A 19,741-nucleotide genomic window follows, 5' to 3' on the forward strand; every position below is an offset into this window, starting at 1 on the left:
GTTAATACCTCCCGTTTAAAAAGTCATCAAGCCCTCTTTTTCTTAAGACGCAGGCTGGGCATTCGCCACACCCATCGGCAATCACACCATTGTAGCAAGTTAATGTTTTTTCACGAACAAAATTCAATTCGCCTAATTCATCCGCTAAAGCCCATGTTTCCGCTTTGTTGATCCACATTAATGGGGTATGAATGACAAAATTATCATCCATGGATAGGTTCAAGGTAACATTAAGGGATTTGATAAAAATATCTCGACAATCTGGGTAGCCGCTGAAATCTGTTTCACAAACCCCTGTGACTAAATGCTTCGCACCAACCTGACGCGCTAACACACCTGCAAACGTTAGGAATAACAGGTTACGACCTGGGACAAATGTCGACGGAAGTTCACCTTCGCCGCCTTCAGTCACGGCAATATCTGAACGTGTTAACGCATTAGGTGCAAGTTGATTAAGTAATGACATATCTAAAATATGGTGTTTCACACCAAGTTCATTCGCTATATTTTTGGCACATTCAATTTCTAAACTATGCCTTTGATTGTAATCAAACGTCACTGCTTCTACTTCTTTAAATTGCTTTAATGCCCAAAATAAACAAGTGGTGCTGTCTTGTCCACCACTAAATACAACAATTGCCTTCTCATTTTTCAACATTTTGTTTCTGATACTTCCTTTCAAAATAGAAAAAACAGCACTCCAAGATAGAAGTACTGCTTCATCTTAGTTTTTTTAATGAGGGGGGCTAGAACCTCTTTCGCATTTATTGCGATTATATATTATTTTTTCTATGACTATATAATTATAAACTAATTTTACAAACTTTCCACCTTTTTGTCGACAATTTTTGAGTTTATGTGTTTTCAGAATTATCGCAGCAGCAAATTCTGGGCTCAGCTGGGGAGGATCGATCAAAAACCTTAAAAAAGTATGCTTTATGATTTAAAAGCATACTTTTTTATTAAATATGTTTTCCACGGTCACAATGTATATTTCTCATCTACATTGACGTTAAAGTGTTAAAAGGGATTCGAATTCTTTATATCTAGTAAACAGCTACACTCTTAAATTCTTCTATTAATAATGGTACAACTTCAAATAAGTCTCCCACTATTCCATAATCAGCGATGCTGAAAATATTTGCTTCTGGATCTTTGTTAATAGCTACAATCACTTTCGCATTAGACATACCTGCTATGTGTTGAATAGCACCTGATATTCCACAAGCAATATAAAGGTCAGGTGTCACCACTTTACCTGTTTGACCAATTTGAAGTGAATAATCACAATAGTCCGCATCACATGCACCACGAGATGCCCCAACTGCGCCACCTAACAATTCTGCCAACTCTTGCAAGGGCTTAAATCCGTCTTTACTCTTTACTCCTCGTCCTCCGGAAACAATAATTTTTGCTTCTGAAAGATCAACCCCGCTCGTTGCTTTACGAACAACATCTTTAACTATGGTTCGTAAATCTTTTACCTCAACATTAACTGAATTGACTTCTCCAAAACGTGATTCATCCTTTTCAAGTGATGGAATATTATTTGGACGAATCGTTGCAAAAACCATTCCATCGGCAATCACTTTCTTCTCAAAAGCTTTTCCAGAATATATTGGACGAGTAAATATAACCTGATCTCCATTTACTTCAAGACTGATTGCGTCAGAAATTAATCCTGACTTTAACTTTGCAGCAATTCTTGGTGAAATGTCTTTTCCGATAGAAGTATGCCCTAATATAAAACCTTGAGGATTTTCTGCCTCTATGACTTGCATTATGGCCTGTGAATATGCATCTGATGTATAGGACTCTAAATCAATATGTTGAGCGATTATAACACGGTCTGCGCCATATTGAATCATAGCATTTGCTAGGTTGTTTACATCATTTCCTAGCAGTAATCCGCAAACTTCTCCACCATCTGAAATCTGCTTTGCTGCAGCAATGGCTTCAAAGGAAACATTTCGCATTTCACCTTCACGTACCTCACCAAAAACCATAACTTTTTTTGCCATGTTGTTTCCCCTCCTTAAATTACCTTTGCTTCTGTTTTTAATAAAGAAATAAGTTCTTGAGCTTGCTGTTTCAGATCTCCATCAAGAATCTTCCCTGCCCCTTTACTTGATGGCAAGAAAATCTCAATAGTTTTAGATTTTGCTTCAACATCCTCTTCATCTAAGTCTAAATCATCTAAATCTAATGTATCGAGAGGCTTTTTCTTGGCCTTCATGATTCCAGGTAAAGAAGGATAGCGAGGTTCATTTAAACCTTGCTGGCAAGTTACAAGGAGCGGAAGCTGCGCTTCAACAATTTCGATATCCCCTTCGACATCGCGTTCAATAGTTGCTTTATCATCGTTAATGGTTAGCTTTGTTATGGCTGTAACAACAGCAATTCCAAGTTCTTCTGCAAGTCTTGGGCCGACCTGTCCAGAACTGCCATCTACAGATAGATTTCCTGCTAAAATAATGTCTGCATCTTTGTCTTTAAGGAAACTGGCTAATATGGTTGCCGTAGTGAATGGATCTACCTCTTCAATTTCCTCATTATCAATTAGAACCGCTTTATCTGCACCCATGGCAAGAGCAGTTCGAAGTTCTTTTTCTGCTTCTGCCTCACCAATTGTTACAACTGTTACTTCCCCGCCATGCTCTTCACGTAATTTGAGTGCTTCTTCAATTGCATATTCATCATAGGGATTAATAATAAATTCCGCATCATCTTTATGTACTTTTCCGCCTTTAATAGAAATTTTTTCTTCTGTATCAAAAGTGCGCTTCATGATAATATAAATATTCATTTATCTTCCTCCTCATTTATTCCAATCAAAGTAGTCTCCTAAAATATCTTTTGCACTAACGACACGCCTGAATTTGATTTATTCCTTCGTAAACTCAGGACCAGTCCAATCCCTTACTTAACTGGTAATTTGACACCAATTTTAAATGAAGCCTCCGTTTTTTCAATAACTTCCTCAACCGATACTCCGTCCTGAGTTTCCATGAGAACCATTCCTTCCGGAGTGAAATCAAATACAGCCAAATCAGTAATCAAACGGTGCACCACTTCTTTTCCAGTTAGGGGAAGTGTACACTCTTTTTTGACCTTCGATTCTCCGTGCTTATTCACATGTTCCATAATGACAACGACACGTTTTGCGCCGTTTACTAGGTCCATGGCGCCGCCCATTCCTTTGATCATCTTCCCTGGAATCATCCAATTAGCCAAATCTCCTGTTTGAGAAACTTCCATTCCTCCTAAGATGGCAAGGTCGATATGACCGCCGCGAATCATTGCAAATGATTCAGCACTGTCGAAAAAAGAAGCACCAGGTACAGCAGTTACCGTTTCTTTTCCCGCATTTATTAGATCGGGGTCTTCTGTACCTTCAACCGGAAAAGGACCAATGCCCAATAAGCCATTTTCTGATTGAAGCAAAACGTTGTATTCGCTTGGAATTTCATTGGCAATAAGGGTTGGAATACCAATCCCTAAATTTACGTTCATTCCATCCTGAATTTCTTGAACCGCACGTTTTACAATGGTTAATCGCGCATCCTTCATTCTACTCACTCCTTGTCTCTTTTACTTTTAAAAAAAACCGCCCATCACTCATTTTTATCTATTAAATGGTAAAAGCTTGTCCAATAGAATGAACTTCTGACCAACTATTTAGGCATGTACAACTGTACGTCTTTCAATCCGCTTTTCATAGTTTGTTCCGAGCAGAACACGTTGAACATAGATTCCTGGCGTATGGATTTCATCCGGTTCTAAATCTCCTATCCCAACGATTTCCTCGACTTCTGCAATCGTAATTTTTCCAGCCATTGCAGCCAATGGATTAAAGTTACGTGATGTTTTTTTGAAAACAAGGTTTCCAAGCGGATCGGCCTTCCAGGCTTTCACGAGAGCGAAATCGCCGACAATTCCCTCTTCTAATAAATAAGTTCTTCCGTTAAATTCCTTGTGCTCTTTTCCTTCAGCAATCGGAGTTCCCACCCCTGTAGCCGTATAAAAACCAGGTATTCCGGCTCCGCCAGCACGAATTCGTTCAGCGAGCGTTCCTTGAGGGACTAGTTCTACCTCAAGCTCACCGTTTAGAAACTGCTTCTCAAAAATTTTATTTTCACCGACATAGGATGAAACCATTTTCTTAATTTGCTTATTTGCAAGCAGCAGACCGAGCCCCCAATCATCAACGCCACAGTTATTACTAACTATTGTTAAATCCTTTGTTCCTTGATCTCTTAAGGCAAGAATTGCTTTTTCTGGAATTCCGCATAGTCCGAAACCACCGACGATGATAGTATCGCCATTTGAAATATCTTGTATTGCTTCCCCGAAGGAGTTTACAATTTTTCCATTCTTCACAGGATTCGCCTCCTTATTAAGATTAAGTCTCTTACATTTGAAATTGATTGTTAATAAATTAGACCGGATATACAGAGTGTTTTCGTTCTGAGAAAATAAAATATTTTGAAGAATATGCCTCAAAACGATTTACAAGCTCCGCGCGTAATGAGTTTGCTGGAATAATACCGTCGATCACCATTTCGGAAGCTAAACGGTAAATATCAATGTCCTCTTTATATTCCTCACGTTTTTGTTCTATGAATGCGGTACGCTCCTCTTCAGGCAGCGCAGCAATTTTATTAGCATAAACTGCATTAACTGCTGCTTCTGGTCCCATTACAGCAATTTGTGCAGAAGGCAATGCAAGACAAGCATCCGGTTCAAATGCAGGGCCACACATTGCATAAAGACCAGCGCCAAATGCTTTACGTACGATGACAGAGATTTTTGGAACACTTGCTTCAGACATCGCTGAAATCATTTTCGCACCATGGCGAATGATTCCTGCCCGTTCTACCTTTGTACCTATCATAAATCCAGGCACATCAACTAGAAACAAAAGTGGAATATGGTAGGCATCACAAAGATTAATAAATTTTGCGGCCTTATCTGCTGAATCATGGAATAATACCCCGCCCTTAACACGCGGCTGATTAGCAATGATTCCTACAGGTTTCCCATCAATGCGGGCAAGTCCTGTAATAAGTTCGCCAGCAAAAAGTTTTTTGATTTCAAAGAAAGAGCCTTCATCAATAATCCCATTTATTAAATCATGCATATTAAATGGTGAATTCTGATTATCCGGAATCAGCTCCTCTAATGGTTTCTTCAATTGTTTAGGAGCCACAGCCTCACGAACTGGCGGTTTCTCTGAAAAATTAGCAGGGAAATATGAAAGATAGTTTCTAGCCATTGAAAGAGCTTCTTCTTCATTTTTCGCAAGAACATCACCGCAGCCTGAAACAGAACAGTGCATCCGAGCGCCGCCCATTTCCTCCAAGGTTACTTTTTCACCAATAACCATTTCGGCCATTCTCGGTGATCCCAGGTACATCGATGCATTTTTATCAACCATAATGACAATGTCACAAAAAGCTGGAATATAGGCTCCGCCAGCAGCAGATGGTCCAAATAGAATACAGATCTGAGGAACTTTACCTGAAAGTTTCACCTGATTGTAAAAGATTCTTCCTGCACCACGACGTCCCGGGAACATTTCCACCTGATCCGTTATCCGCGCTCCAGCTGAATCTACCAGGTATATTAATGGCACTCGAAGTTTTTCAGCTGTTTCTTGGATTCGAATTATTTTCTCAACCGTCCGAGCTCCCCAAGAACCCGCCTTGATGGTTGAATCGTTGGCCATTACACAGACTAGCTGGCCATTAATCTTGCCCATCCCTGTCACAACACCGTCTGCAGGAAGATCCCCCGCCATACAGTTCGCAAATAGAGCATCCTCCAGTTGAAAGCCAGGATCAAATAATAATGATAAACGTTCGCGGACGAACATTTTTCCCTGCTCTTGGTTTTTTTCATGATATTTTGGAGCTCCGCCCTTTTTAATTTGTTCGACTCTATTCTGCAGTGTTTGTTGTAGAGGTTTCATATCTACTGTCATTATTTTTCCTCCTCTATTAATCTAGTTTTCTTATTCTCCAAGGTAGATAGGGGTGCGTTTCTCCTTAAAAGCATGTAATCCTTCTAAACGATCTTTTGTTGGGATCGTCACTTCATAGGCATTTTGCTCAATAGCAAGACCGGTGTTTATATCAACATCATAGCCTTTATCGATTGCGAACTTTGCTTGTGCGACGGCAATCGGACCATTCCGAACAATTTGTCCTGCAATTTCTAATGCTTTATCAATTAAGCTTGCAACAGGGACCGTATACTCCACTAAGCCGATCTCAAGGGCTTCTTTTGCATTAACACGTCTAGCAGTGAAAATCAGCTCTTTGGCACGTCCCTTTCCTACTAATCTTGGTAAACGCTGTGTTCCACCTGCGCCAGGAATAATTCCCAGTGAAGTTTCCGTCAGGCCAAGCATTGCAGTTTCAGAAGCAATGCGGATATCACAAGCAAGCGCCAGTTCAGTTCCCCCGCCAAAAGCTACGCCGTTTACAGCTGCTATAACCGGTTGGGTTAATGATTCTAAAGAGTTGATATTATCGCGGATCAATGAAACAGTCTTCCTCACTTGAACCGGATCCATTCCAGCTCGTTCTTTTAAATCAGCTCCCGCACAAAAAGCTTTCTCGCCGGCCCCTGTTATTACTATGCAGCGGACTGATTGATCATATTTACATGTAAGTATTGCGTCGCGGAGACCCTCTAACATCTCCACAGATAAAGCATTAGCAGCTTCCAGCCTATTTAAAGTAATCATCACGATTCCGTTTTCCAACTTATTAACTAATATGGTTTTACTCATGATCTCACCTTTCTTACACGATATTTCCAAGCTTTCCACCTAGTTGAGAGCTAGCGGCCTGAAGACTTTTACTCGGTAAAGGTCTTCCAATCTTCTCCTGAATGAATTGGGATGCAGAAGTGAGCTTTTGCTGATCAGCTCCAGTGTGAATTCCCATCCCGTGAAGCATATAGAGTAAATCGTCTGTTGCCACGTTTCCGGATGCTCCAGGCGCATAAGGACATCCTCCTAAGCCGCCAAGGGAAGAATCAAAAATGGTAATCCCCATTTCTAACGATACGATGATGTTGGCCAAAGCGGTTCCTCGTGTATCATGAAAATGCATTGCTAATTTATCGGCTGGAAATCTTTTTAATAAAACTTCCAAAACTTCTTGGACTTGCTTTGGATTTGCCACACCGATTGTATCCCCGAGAGACAGCTCTGCAATACCCATGTCAAATAATGTTTCGGACACTCTTATGACCGCATCGATATCAACATCCCCTTCATAAGGACAGCCAAAAACGGTCGAAACATAACCTCTGCTTAATTTTCCTGCCGAAATTGTGTCTCTGACCAAATCTCTTAACACAGGGAAAGTCTCACCAATAGTTTTATTAATATTTTTTAGGTTATGTGTTTCGCTTGCTGACATAAACACTGCTACTTCATCAATGTTCGCTTTAAATGCTCGTTCCAAACCTTGAAGGTTGGGAACGAGTGCTGTATAAGTGACACCAGGCACTTTTGTAATGCCAGCAGCAACGGCAACTGCATCTGAAAGTGCGGGAATCCATTTTGGATTAACAAAAGAGGTAATCTCGATATGTTTTAGTCCACTTTCGGACAATTGATTAATCCAAGCGATTTTATCTTCTGTTGAAATGAAAGCCTTTTCGTTTTGTAATCCATCACGAGGACCAACCTCTTTAATCGTTACACCTTCCGGCCACTTCATTGTTCCATCTCCTTTCCACCTTTATCCAGGCTTTATTCAATTTCTACAATGACGTCGCCTTCATTAACAAAGTCGCCTTCATTCACTTTCACTTCTTTCACCGTTCCATCGAATTCAGCTGCAATAGGAATTTCCATTTTCATCGATTCCAAAATCACTACATCTTGACCCTCTTCTACCTGATCTCCAGCTTTAACTAATACCTTCCATACACTTCCTGCCATGACTGCGATTACTTCACTCATGATGATTCCTCCTATTTTACGTTTTTTGCTTTTTTAGTTTTTAAATACTTGTTAACAAAGTCTGTTGTCGTATCACCTGATTGGAATGCCGAGTGGGCAATAACCTCTTGCAGCATTGTGATATTTGTTTTAATACCTTCAATATGATAATCAGCTAGTGCATCTTGCAGACGATTTATTGCCTCTTCACGATTGCTGCCTTTGACAACAAGCTTAGCAATCATTGGATCATAAAAAGGAGTGACTACGGATTGACCGTGAATGGCTAATTCATGTCGAACTCCAGGTCCGTTCGGCAACTCTAATTTCGTTATTTTTCCAGGTGATGGGAAAAATGTTTTGGGATCTTCTGCATAGATTCTAACCTCAATTGCATGCCCCTCACGTTTTACGTCTTCTTGAGAAAATTTCAGAACTTCACCTGCAGCAATTTGCAATTGTTGTTCAACTAAGTCCAAACCTGTAATTTCTTCCGTAACCGGATGCTCTACTTGCAAACGGGTATTCATTTCAAGAAAATAGAAATTTTGCTTTTCATCAACTAAGAACTCGATTGTTCCTGCATTTTTATACCCGATTGATTTTGCCGCTTTTACTGCAGCCTCCCCCATTTTGGTACGAGTTATTTCAGTAATAAACGATGAGGGGGCTTCCTCTACGACTTTTTGATGACGGCGCTGGATCGAACATTCACGTTCCCAAAGGTAAACTGTATTTCCAAAACCGTCTGCCAAGATTTGAATCTCAATATGTCTTGGATTTTCAACAAATTTTTCAATATACATTGCTCCATCGCCAAAGAAATCAGTAGCCCGCTTTTGGTTCCCCTCAAATGCCTTTCGGATTTCATCTCCGTTATGGACCACTTGCATTCCAATTCCGCCACCCCCAGCGGAGGCTTTTAGCATAACGGGATAACCGATGCGATCCGCCACTTCTACCGCTTCCTCTGCATCTGCCAGTGGGTAGGTAATCCCTGGAACGACAGGAACACCTGCTTCCTCCATCGCTTTGCGTGATTCAATCTTACTTCCCATTTTAGAAATAACCTCTGGGGAAGGGCCGATGAATATAAGGCCTGCTTCCTCACAACGGCGGGCAAAGTCAGTATTTTCAGATAGCAAGCCATATCCCGGGTGGATAGCCTCCGCTTCTGAAAGCTGAGCGACCTCTAGAATTTTATTGATATTTAAATAGCTTTCTGCTACGCGGGAACCTCCGATTAAATAGGCCTCATCTGCCATTTTTACATGGGGAGCATCCGCATCAGCTTCTGAGTAAACTCCAATCGTTGTAATCCCTAAGGCCTTGCATGTACGGATTACACGAACAGCAATTTCGCCACGATTAGCAATTAAAACTTTTTTCAACATCCCTTCCACCCTTTCTATCTTCTAATTAAGTAAGTTCAAACTCATCGGCATCGTTACAAAGCTTAACCTGTTACCATTAAGGAAATATGTAAAAATCTAATTATTAATTTTGCAACATTCTTTACGATTATCTTTAACTCCTAATCTAGTGGGTGGAACCAGTCATTTGCCGATCATTTTCCTGACAAATGACTCGTTCTCATTAATAACTATTAAACTGAAGATTTTTCAGCAACTATTTTTTGTATTTGTGCAACGGCCTCCGGATCTTCTAGTCCTGTAATGTCGCCGTTAACCTTTCCTGATACAACAATTTCCTTTAATAAGCGGCGCATGATTTTTCCGCTGACTGTTTTCGGCAACATATCAGTAAAAATAATTGATTTTGGAACTGCAATCTTACCAATTTGTTGAATTATCCGATTATTTATTTGTTGTTTCAATTCTTCGGTTCCTTTATAGCCATCAGCCAGACGGACAAATACGAGCGGAACTTCTCCTTTTATTTCATCAGGAATTCCAATGATAGCGCTTTCAGTGACACCCTCACATTCAAGTACAGCGCTTTCCATCTCCATTGTACTTAAGCGGTGTCCGGCTACATTAAATGCGTCATCTGAACGGCCAACTACCCATAAATATCCATCATCATCTATTAATGCCAGGTCGCTGGCATAATAGCAGCCATCCACTTGGCTAAAATAGGATCCGTAATATCGCTCTGGTTCTTTCCAAAGTGTCCGGCATAGCATAGGAAATGGTTTTCTAATAACCAGATTTCCTAACTTACCAGGTTTAACTGGATTGCCTTCTTCATCAACTATATCCATAATCGCACCTAAAAATGGAGTACCTGAGGAGCCCGGTTTCATTGGCGTTAGCCAAGCTGCTCCAGCTATAGGCGATCCCGCTGTTTCGGTTTGACCCCAAGTATTATTGATATATACCTTCTTCTTTCCTAGAACTTCATATGTCCAATGCCAAGTTTCCGGATCGAATGGTTCTCCAACAAGGGAAATGACATCGAGGCAAGATAGATCAAATTTCTCTAATGCCTTTTCTCCCATACTTTTTAACATTCTTAATGCTGTTGGGGCAGTAAACAGTTTATTCACCCTGTATTTTTCAATGATTTGATAGAAACGGTCTTTTGTTGGATAATCAACTGCCCCTTCAAAGACAACGGTTGTTACACCATTCGCTAAGGCACCTGTAATCCCCCAAATATGCATTGTTAACCAGCCGATATCCGCGGTACACCAAAAAACATCGTCATTATGGTGATCCATATGATACTTGGCATATGTGTAATTTTGAGTGACAAAAGCCATACCTGAATGCACGACACCTTTTGGTTTACCAGTCGTACCACTTGTATAAAACACAATACCGCTCTCATTAGCTTCTATTCTCTCAGGTTCACAAACGATACTTGCCACTTTTGTCTGCTCATGCCACCAATAATCCCGGCCTTCGTTCATTTGAACCTCTAAACCTAATCGGTCTACAACAATAACTGCTTCGACAGATGGAATAGATGGTACAACATTATCAACTTTTTCTTTTAAAGGAATGACTTTACCCCGGCGTTGCGTTCCATCTGCAGTGACCAATACTTTTGGTTCAAAACTGATGAGTCGGTCTGTCAATGATTTTTCGGAATAACCTGAGAAAATCGTATTGTAAATAGCACCAATGCGAAAACAAGCTAAAACGGCAATAAAGGCTTCGGCCAGATTTGGAAGATAAATAGCTACACAATCACCTTTTTTTACACCAAATGATTTAAGAACATTTGCAAATCGATTTACTTCAGCAAGAAGCATATTATAAGTATAAAATTTGGTGTCCCCGTTTTCACCCTCCCAAATGAGAGCGGTCCGGTTTCCTGCCCCGTTTTCTATATGCCGATCAAGTAAATTTACACTCGGGTTACTAATGCCGCCGGCAAAGAAGCGAAAATCAGGGAGTTGTCCACTAATGGTTTCATTCCATGGTTCATACCAAACAAGTTCACGGGCTGCACGATCCCAAAAGGCAGCAGGATCTTCTTGGGATTGTTTAAGAAGTTCTTGAAAAGCTTCGCTGCTCCCAATGGAGGTTGAACGCACTTTTTCTTGATCTGGATAAACGAGTTTGCTATTTGAAACGACTTGTAAAATTCCACTGATATCCATGTAATTGCTCCTTTAACAATTTTTATTTATTTATTATAAAAATTCTTTAACATCCAATTTGCTTGGCAATAACCATTCGTTGAACTTCAGAGGTTCCTTCACCAATTTCCAAAAGTTTTGCATCACGGAAGAATCGTTCAACTTGGTATTCCTTCATATATCCATATCCACCATGAATTTGTACGGCTTGATCACATGCACGCATGCATATTTCCGAAGCAAATAATTTCGCATATGCCGCTTCCTTCTTAAATGCTCGTCCTTGATCCTTTAACCAAGCTGCTTTAAAAACCATATTCCGGGCTAATTCGATATTCATTGCCATGTCAGCTAATTTAAATTGGATTGCTTGGAAGTTGGATAAACTCTTTCCAAACTGTTTTCTTTCCTTCGCATATTGAAGAGATTTTTCATAAGCACCTTGAGCAATACCTACAGCCATAGCTGCGATTCCAATTCTTCCGCCATCAAGAGTAGCTAAAAATTGTTTGTAACCGTTTCCATCTGTTCCCAGCAGATTTTCTTTTGGAACTCTTACATTCTCCATGATCAGTTCTGTAGTATTTGAGGCATGCAAACCCATTTTTTCATAGTTGTCGATTACAGTGAATCCTGGAGTATTAGTAGGAACAATAAATGCTGTGATGCCGTTGATCCCTTTTGAACGGTCTGTAACCGCTGTCACTGCAAGGTGATTGGAATAGCTTGCATTTGTAATAAAACATTTTGAGCCGTTAATGACCCACTCATCGCCATCAAGAACTGCAGTTGTTTGGGTTCCCCCTGCATCGGAGCCTGCATTCGGTTCAGTCAAACCAAATGCTCCGAAAGACTCTCCAGTACAAATTGGTGTTAAGTATTTCTCTTTTTGTTCGTCCGTACCAAATAAATTAAGAGGGGCCCCCCCTAATGAAATATGGGCTGAATATGTAATTCCTGTTGATGCGCAAACACGACTAAGTTCTTCAACAACAATTGCAAAACTGACAGTGTCAGCTTCACCTCCCCCGTATTGTTCAGGGAAAGGCAGTCCCATGACTCCTAGCTCTGCTAGTTTTGAAAAAATTTCTTTAGGGAATTCCCCAGTTCGATCACGTTCATCTGCTCCAGGAGCAACTTCTGCATCAGCAAAATCTCGAATTAATTTGCGTATCATCTCTTGTTCTTTCGTTAAATCAAAATTCATTTATTTGCAACCCCTTTCTAAATATTTTGATTATTTTTTGGTAAAAAAAATATTTTACAACAAAATTACTCATAATTAGCCTTTTTTCGTAACAAATATCAAACCTTTCACTAAATCTCTATGTACTGACCCCCTTTCATTATTTTTATAACTTTCTTATAATAATAATAATAAAACTATTTAGAAATATAATGCTATGTACATTTCCATGAATATTATTATGAAAAATTTGTGTGTTTTACACAAAAAACACAAAAATAGATTGATATGTAAAATAATAAATTTCATAGAGTAAGGATGATGAAAGATGCAAGATACATTAACTCATAGACAACTAAAGTCCTTAATCCAAGTGTCCAACGTTATTAATTCCAAATTAGATATTGATACCATCTTTGATTCAATCATGAATGAAACGATATCTGTCGTTGAAGCTGCTGGAGGAGGCTCTATTTGGATTTTTGACAAAAACCAGAATCGACTAATCGCAAAATCCGCTCAAGGATTATTTTATCCACATATTTTTAGGCAAATTAAACTAGCTAGCGGTGAATCCATGACTGGGATTTCTTTTGCTTCAAAAAAATGTCTCATTTTTTGGGATGAGGTAGAAATTAAACAAGCACTTTCTACATTAACTCCATATAACAGAGATTTATTGGATCGGGCTATTCCGAGTAATTTTCATTTTACATCCGTCATTTCTTCACCTATTTTACAAAAGGGAAAATGTATTGGCGTGATTACATTGGACTCTTTTGAACAATCTTTGCAGTTTAAGCAAGAGGATATTAATCTATTGGAAGCGATTGGCCACCAAGCAGCGATTGCCTTGGAAAAATCCAGTCTATATTATGAAAAGGAAAATACAGTTCGGATGCTTTCCCATTCAATAGAAATACATAGGAACTTAGCCAATCTTGTTGTAAATGGTGAAGGAATTCAATCAATTATGAATTTTATACATAAAACAATTGGACAGCATATGTTTCTCTTTAATGAAATAGGAGAACTTAGGGCTTCTGCCTGCCATTCCTCATTTTCTGTAGAGATGACCGAGTATATTACACAATACACCAAACAAATTATCCTAACACTTGAAAATTCACATACCGTTTCCGATATAACATTAAATGATGAAACTTATCAAATAGTTGTATTATCACTTGGATCTAAACTAAAGTCTCTAGGCGGGCTAATAATCCTTTCTAAACAAAAAATGAGTGAGGTGGAAATCGCTGCTCTTGAACATGCTTGTACGATCATTTCACTTGAACTGGTAAAAGAACAAGCTATTTTTGAAACACAGCAGCGTTTAAGAGGGGAATTCGTGACGAAGCTTTTTTCAGGACAGATGGATGAAGCACTCATTCAGAAAGCAAAGAATTTAAATTTTGACCCTAACCGGACCTATGTTGCCATTATTATTAATTTTGAAGATAAATTAAACGAGAAAAAGGTTTTAGGCGAACACGTTTTAAGGAATTTACTTCATATGGCCAATATCACATTACTTGGGAGGAACTCTCAAGTAATGGCAGTAAGGGTTGAAAATCAAATTGTTGCTCTTCTATCCTTTCATTCAAGAGTTTCTTCGTCCAATATTGTTGCCGAAGTAAAAGAACTTACAATAAATTTACAGCTTGAGATTACAAATAAATATAGAGAGATAGACGTATCGATTGGCATTGGAAGAATTAAGCAAGGGCTTACTTTTGTCCATGAGTCATTTGTAGAAGCGACAAAGTGCATAAAGTTTCTCAAAAACTATCTTTTTGATCATAGAGTCCTGAGTTATACAGACCTTGGCGTTCAGAGGTTTATTTTACAAAACTCAAAGGAAGAATTGAACGATTTTATTCATGAAGTATTAGGTCCACTTATTGAATATGAACAATCTAGAAAAGGCGAATTGTTAAGCACTCTGATTGTTTATTTAGACCAAAATCAGAACATAAAGAAAACGGCTGATTCTTTACATATTCACACTAATACCTTAAGCTATCGTTTAAAGCGAATTGGGGAAATTCTATTAATGGACTTGAATGATAGTCAACCATTATTTAATATTCATTTAGCAATCAATATTTATCAATGTTTAAAGGCTAAAGATACATTACAGAAAAGCAAAAGCTAAAAATAATAACTGCTAAATGAACTTATCCCAGGTTGAATTTAATTCGCGAAATAAAACACATATTAAACACCTTCAAGGCTGCCTTCATTCCAAATTCTTTTGCAATGAGGCAGCCTATTCTTGTACATACGGCTTGGTTGTCATCTCGCAGTCGAGTTCCTTATGGTGAGAAAGGGTTCAATGGTTACTTCTTTTGTCTCCACCAGTACTTCTTGCTCATTTTTTGCGTTAATAATTAAATCTAGTGCCACCGTTCCGAGTTTTTCGTAGTCATGGTTAATGGAGGTAAGGCTCGGCGTCAAGATATCGGCGACAAACGAATCATCATAGCCCACAAAGGCAAATTTCTTGGGATCGATATTTTGGTGATTGCATTCAACTAAAGCACCGGAAGCAATCATATCATTCATACAAATAATGGCCGTTGGCAACTCTTTGTTTTCTAGCAGCAGGTTCATTGCCTTTTGTCCGCTTCCTACTGAAAAACCGCTGTATATATGCCATTCAGGTTGATAAACCAGACCATTTTCCATTAGTAGCTTCCTGAACCCCTCTACTTTGATATCGGTCGAAGTAATCCCCTGCTTTCCTCCCAGCAAGCCAATGTTTTTGTGACCCATTTGGACTAAGTGCTCCACAATCATCTTCATACCAAACTGCTCATCGGATCTCACTCGATAACAATCGACGCCCGACATCTCTCCATTGACCATCAAAACAGGAATCTTGTTCATAACCTCCAGCACCTCGGCAGCCTCTTCTGCTACCGTTACCGATTTATTTATCCGGCCGCCCATCATGATGATCCCTTCGACCTGACGTTCCGAGAGAACCTTTAGGTAAACCGACTCCATCTCACTATCGTTCATTGAATTGCATAAGAAAATCGTATAGCCCTTTTTTTGAGCGTATTTTTCCAATTCCATGCAGAAGCTTGAAAAGAATGGATTCGTGATGTCTGGTAAAATCAGCCCAATCATCTTTGTTTCTTTTTTTGACAAGCTTCTTGCAATACTGTTTGGCTGGAAATTATATTCCTGTATTTTCGCCAATACCTTCTCTTTTGTTTTCTTGCTGACAGGATAATTGCCATTTAGGACCCGTGATACGGTGGCCGGAGATACGTTTGTGGCATCGGCAATATCGTAGATGGTAAATGTTTTTTTTTCCAACTGAAGCCCTCCCTTCTTAAAAAAGGCTATTTTCGCATAGATTGTTGTTTTTGGTATAAGTTAATCAACCCGTAAAACTATATGCTTCGTGGCATCTTTTCGTAAGAACATTTGCGAAAATTGCCCAGGAACTTAGTAAATGACCCTTAAAAAGCTCCTAAAGCAACAAAGTTTACGAAAAGAGCCTTAAAAAAAATAAACCGATATATTGAAATTGGTTTTATCCTAAATTTCTTTCTTCCGATTGTCAATCTATTTAAATAGGAAAATGGTAGTTGAGAGGGTCAACGTGGCTATTGGGGAAAATATAGCTATAAAAAGTCATAGTTGAGGATTTTTGCATCCTCAACTATGACCAATGGATTTATCTAAAATTAACCGTATAGGTTTCCACCCGGAGTCCATCCTCCGATTTTACCCTAATCACAGCAGCGTCCTCTTTTTCAGATACCTGATAGGAGGCAAATAAGTCGTTAGTTACTGCTGAAACAACTGGAGATTTCGATGCTTTATCCTTCACATCATAAGTAAATTGGTTTGGTTGGAAATCAGTTAGCGGCTTTCCATCGATTAAGATACTCTCAAGCGTGGCATCATCGCCGATGCTTGGGCCAGCCTTGATGACATCTCCTTTTCCAAATACCTCCATTTCCGAAATCGCAATGCATGTTTTTGGCATCGCCTTCATCACCACTCGAATTTTTGATGTGGTTACTGGTGCAAAGTTCACCGTTAAGTCTTTTGTCGCATTCACATCTAATTGGGTACCGTCGATGGCCTTCCAATTGGCCCCATCCCAGTACTCAAGATGTAGAGATTCCGGTGGTCTCGTACCGCCACCATCATCATAAAAATAGAAATCGACTTTAGATATGGTATCCTCACTACCAAAATCAAGGGCTACTGAATCTTCTGGTCTCCAGCTGTTAGGATCCCAATTCGTCCAACGAACCGAAGAGATATCGCCATCGTTGACATTGGTTGCCTTGTCATACTGTCCAGTAAAGGAAGCGCTTGCCTTTGGAAACTCCTTGCCAGAGCCCGGAAGATTTAACGCGATGTTCTGCAATGCCGGTTTGGTGACTTGCACATTGGCAGTTACTTTAACCGAACTATACGGAATCGAGCCTTTGACTGTAAATTTGCCTAGATTTTCAAACTTGCTTGGGTCAATTGGTTCCCAATCCACACGAACGTTTCCTTCCGTACCATTTTCAAGTTTAGCAGAAACAAATTCCGGCAGTACCGGTTCTTTCCCTGGAACGGTTTTCACCTTAATAGGTTCGACACTTTCCACCTTGCTGACGGTTACATTTACGACAGCTGGGATGTTCGTTCCTTCTACTGTACCCCTCGCGGTAAAAGTGGTTTCTCTGTCATATTGTTCAGGGTCAATCGGCTCCCATTGGACGGCTTTCTGTACTCTTTCCCCATCACCGTAAATCGTGGTAACCTCTTGCGGCATTTCGGGTGCGATTTTTTTCTTGGTGACGACTACATTAGCAGGCTCAATTTCTACAATTCCAGCCTTATTTATGATCCAGGTCTGATTCTTTCCAGAGTTCGCTGACCATACATCAACACCTGCATCTTCTTTTGTGGACGCACCGCCAACTTCCAGCATCTGACCATTTGCTGCGTTAATGAACGTGTATTGTTGATTACCGGAGGTCGATACCATCCACTTTTGGCTAGCTGTATTTTGATCCGCTTGTTCTACAGCTGACCCATTTTCTATACCTATTACTTTACCACTATTAGTGTCGACGATTTTATACAATTCCTTTGAGCTGTATCCCTTGGTTACTTTTTGAATGCTCCACTGCTGGGCGGCTTTATCACGGTCATAAGTTTTTTGCACAATCTTGCCATCCTGAGTGATATCCAGTACCTTGCCACTATTTTGATTGCTTACTTTGTATTTATCTTGATTATTTAAGAAACCAGCATCCTTGTCGACACCAGAAACACCGGATACGACGAAGGTCGTAATCGATTGTGCTGGAACCACCGCTGCTAATTTTTCGTCCTTTACCTTGATGTCTTCTTTTTTCTGCAAATTATCGGTCGCAGATGTTGTATATGGTGTTGCCGTGGCTGTTTCATTTACCGTTTCAAATCCAGAAAAGTCGAAGTCGACTGCTTTTGATTCCGTAGATGAATTGGTATAAACGATAACAGCGGAGTCATCTTTTGAATTAATAGCTGCCAAGGTATTTTTGTTATTTGAATTAATAAACTTATCACCAGGGCGGATAAATTTACTGTAGTTGCCCACTGCGTAGTACTTTTTATTTTTGTAGATTTTAAAATTACTGAAATCATCTGCTGTAAAGTCAACCTGCATTAGACCCCAGTTGCCATTCTCATTCTCAGGCCTCATGTTTACCTCATCTTCCACTGCTTGCCAAAGTACCCATGCCTCCGGCTCGAGCTGTTGGATATCCGCCTGAATTCTTTCCGATATGGCAAGCCCTGGCATAATGTCCTCATGATTCTGGCCGCCGACACTTAGGTCCACTTCCGACATCCACAATCTTTTTCCGGCCGCTTTGGCAATATCTCTGGCACCAATTCTTTCTCCTGTCCCGTAGGTATGTACATTTAGCTGGCCAATATTGTTGCGGGTGTCTGTATTATACGCATCCCAATCTTTACGGAATGTTGATGGATTGGTTTCATCCATTGCCGATACAACGGTTTCCAATCCTTTTTCGGTTAATTGCTTTTTCACTTCATCGATCATTTTCGCTTGTGATGCAGGGGTCCAGTGTGATCCTTCTTGTCTGCCCTTGGCCCCCCAGTAGTTAGTATTCGGTTCATTTACCGGTGAAAGCGTTTTAAATTGAATGCCTGTTTCTTGCTGCAGATGGTTTACAACTTCTGTTAAATAGCTGGCAAAATTCGTGTATTGATCCGGCTTAAGGTTATCATTATTAGAATTCCAGTTGCCGGATACGTATCCGCTTTGAGTCATAAAGTATGGTGCCGAGTTTGAAAAAGCTTCAAACGTATCTGCCCCTCGAGACTTAGCTGCCGTCAGCCACCAGCGCTGGTTGCCATCAGCGTTCCAGTTCCAATGATCAGGATTATTAGGGTCCCACCAATTATTCGGCTCTGTCCAGCCTTCTGTGTTCCCATTTGGCGGCCCAAACTCAGCAGGCCGATTCCAATAACCTGGGACCGCTCCGCCAAGACGCATGTACGGAGTGGTTTCCGGTGAATCACCCCCGCCGATATTATAACGAGCAATATTAAAATTAAGGCCATCCTTACCATAAAGTGCATCTGCTAATTGGTTTTTGACTTCATCCGGCCAGCCACCTGTAATATTGGCAAACCAGACAAGGGCTGTTCCCCAACCATTAAATGGTGCCTGTTGATAGCTTGGGTCTAATTTCACCGTTTCTGTTATGGTATTCGATTGAGTTTCTTCAGCGGCAAATGTCTTAGGTGCTGCAGGTGCGAGCAGACTAAGGGTCAGGGCCGTGGCCGATCCGCATGTTGCTATCCTTTTAGCAATCTGTTTAAAATTAGCTTTTACCATTTTAGCATTCTCCTTTTACTATTTTTCTAGAATCAAACAGCAAAGTTTCTAATCACCTCCCCAAAAGTTTTCAATAGAAACCGGTTTCTTTTTCTTCCAAATGAATTCCTATCATCTATTTTTTTGAAGTATTTTTGTGTTCAACAATCCAAATACGGATGATTGATT

Annotated in this window: 15 protein-coding genes; 1 reads left to right on the top strand and 14 read right to left on the bottom strand. The window is 40.0% G+C overall.

Annotated features, from left to right (window positions below):
- Position 1 precedes the first annotated feature (1 nt).
- From queC to ACJ004_RS23605, 12 genes are all read right to left on the bottom strand, one after another.
- The gene (queC, locus tag ACJ004_RS23550; protein WP_410895566.1) at positions 2-682 is read right to left on the bottom strand and encodes a 7-cyano-7-deazaguanine synthase QueC; all 681 of its coding nucleotides are present in this window, start codon (positions 680-682) and stop codon (positions 2-4) included.
- A gap of 364 nt (positions 683-1,046) precedes the next feature.
- Entirely contained in the window at positions 1,047-2,021 is a 975-nt protein-coding gene (locus ACJ004_RS23555; RefSeq protein ID WP_410895567.1) for an electron transfer flavoprotein subunit alpha/FixB family protein, read from the bottom strand.
- A 14-nt stretch (positions 2,022-2,035) separates the two neighbouring features.
- Complete coding sequence (locus ACJ004_RS23560) at positions 2,036-2,806, bottom strand: electron transfer flavoprotein subunit beta/FixA family protein (RefSeq protein ID WP_410895568.1); 771 nt, start codon at positions 2,804-2,806, stop codon at positions 2,036-2,038.
- A gap of 113 nt (positions 2,807-2,919) precedes the next feature.
- A complete protein-coding gene (locus ACJ004_RS23565; RefSeq protein WP_410895569.1) occupies positions 2,920-3,570 on the bottom strand; it encodes a 3-oxoacid CoA-transferase subunit B in 651 nt (216 codons plus the stop codon).
- Between the two features lie 108 nt (positions 3,571-3,678).
- Positions 3,679-4,380 (bottom strand): CoA transferase subunit A, encoded by a 702-nt coding sequence (locus tag ACJ004_RS23570; protein ID WP_410895570.1) that lies wholly within the window; start codon positions 4,378-4,380, stop codon positions 3,679-3,681.
- A gap of 58 nt (positions 4,381-4,438) precedes the next feature.
- Positions 4,439-5,983, bottom strand: coding sequence for an acyl-CoA carboxylase subunit beta (locus tag ACJ004_RS23575; RefSeq protein WP_410895571.1), 1,545 nt, complete (start codon positions 5,981-5,983; stop codon positions 4,439-4,441).
- A 30-nt stretch (positions 5,984-6,013) separates the two neighbouring features.
- Entirely contained in the window at positions 6,014-6,796 is a 783-nt protein-coding gene (locus ACJ004_RS23580; RefSeq protein WP_410895572.1) for an enoyl-CoA hydratase, read from the bottom strand.
- 13 nt (positions 6,797-6,809) lie between these two features.
- Positions 6,810-7,736, bottom strand: a complete 927-nt coding sequence (locus ACJ004_RS23585; RefSeq protein ID WP_410895573.1) for a hydroxymethylglutaryl-CoA lyase — start codon at positions 7,734-7,736, stop codon at positions 6,810-6,812.
- A 32-nt stretch (positions 7,737-7,768) separates the two neighbouring features.
- Positions 7,769-7,981, bottom strand: coding sequence for an acetyl-CoA carboxylase biotin carboxyl carrier protein subunit (locus ACJ004_RS23590; RefSeq protein WP_410895574.1), 213 nt, complete (start codon positions 7,979-7,981; stop codon positions 7,769-7,771).
- Between the two features lie 11 nt (positions 7,982-7,992).
- A complete protein-coding gene (locus ACJ004_RS23595) occupies positions 7,993-9,354 on the bottom strand; it encodes an acetyl-CoA carboxylase biotin carboxylase subunit (protein WP_410895575.1) in 1,362 nt (453 codons plus the stop codon).
- Positions 9,355-9,566: 212 nt separating this feature from the next.
- A complete protein-coding gene (gene acs / locus ACJ004_RS23600) occupies positions 9,567-11,531 on the bottom strand; it encodes an acetate--CoA ligase (protein ID WP_410895576.1) in 1,965 nt (654 codons plus the stop codon).
- A 46-nt stretch (positions 11,532-11,577) separates the two neighbouring features.
- Positions 11,578-12,717, bottom strand: coding sequence for an acyl-CoA dehydrogenase (locus ACJ004_RS23605; RefSeq protein WP_410895577.1), 1,140 nt, complete (start codon positions 12,715-12,717; stop codon positions 11,578-11,580).
- A gap of 307 nt (positions 12,718-13,024) precedes the next feature.
- Between ACJ004_RS23605 and ACJ004_RS23610 the strand changes: the two genes are divergently transcribed.
- Positions 13,025-14,854 (top strand): helix-turn-helix domain-containing protein, encoded by a 1,830-nt coding sequence (locus ACJ004_RS23610; protein ID WP_410895578.1) that lies wholly within the window; start codon positions 13,025-13,027, stop codon positions 14,852-14,854.
- 140 nt (positions 14,855-14,994) lie between these two features.
- Here ACJ004_RS23610 and ACJ004_RS23615 read toward each other — a convergent pair whose 3' ends face one another.
- Positions 14,995-16,026, bottom strand: coding sequence for a LacI family DNA-binding transcriptional regulator (locus tag ACJ004_RS23615; RefSeq protein ID WP_410895579.1), 1,032 nt, complete (start codon positions 16,024-16,026; stop codon positions 14,995-14,997).
- Positions 16,027-16,390: 364 nt separating this feature from the next.
- Positions 16,391-19,573: a glycoside hydrolase gene (locus ACJ004_RS23620; protein WP_410895580.1), complete on the bottom strand. Its 3,183-nt coding sequence runs from the start codon at positions 19,571-19,573 to the stop codon at positions 16,391-16,393.
- Positions 19,574-19,741 lie beyond the last annotated feature (168 nt).

The sequence above is a fragment of the Neobacillus sp. 204 genome (assembly GCF_046562815.1).
Classification (GTDB): domain Bacteria; phylum Bacillota; class Bacilli; order Bacillales; family Cytobacillaceae; genus Neobacillus.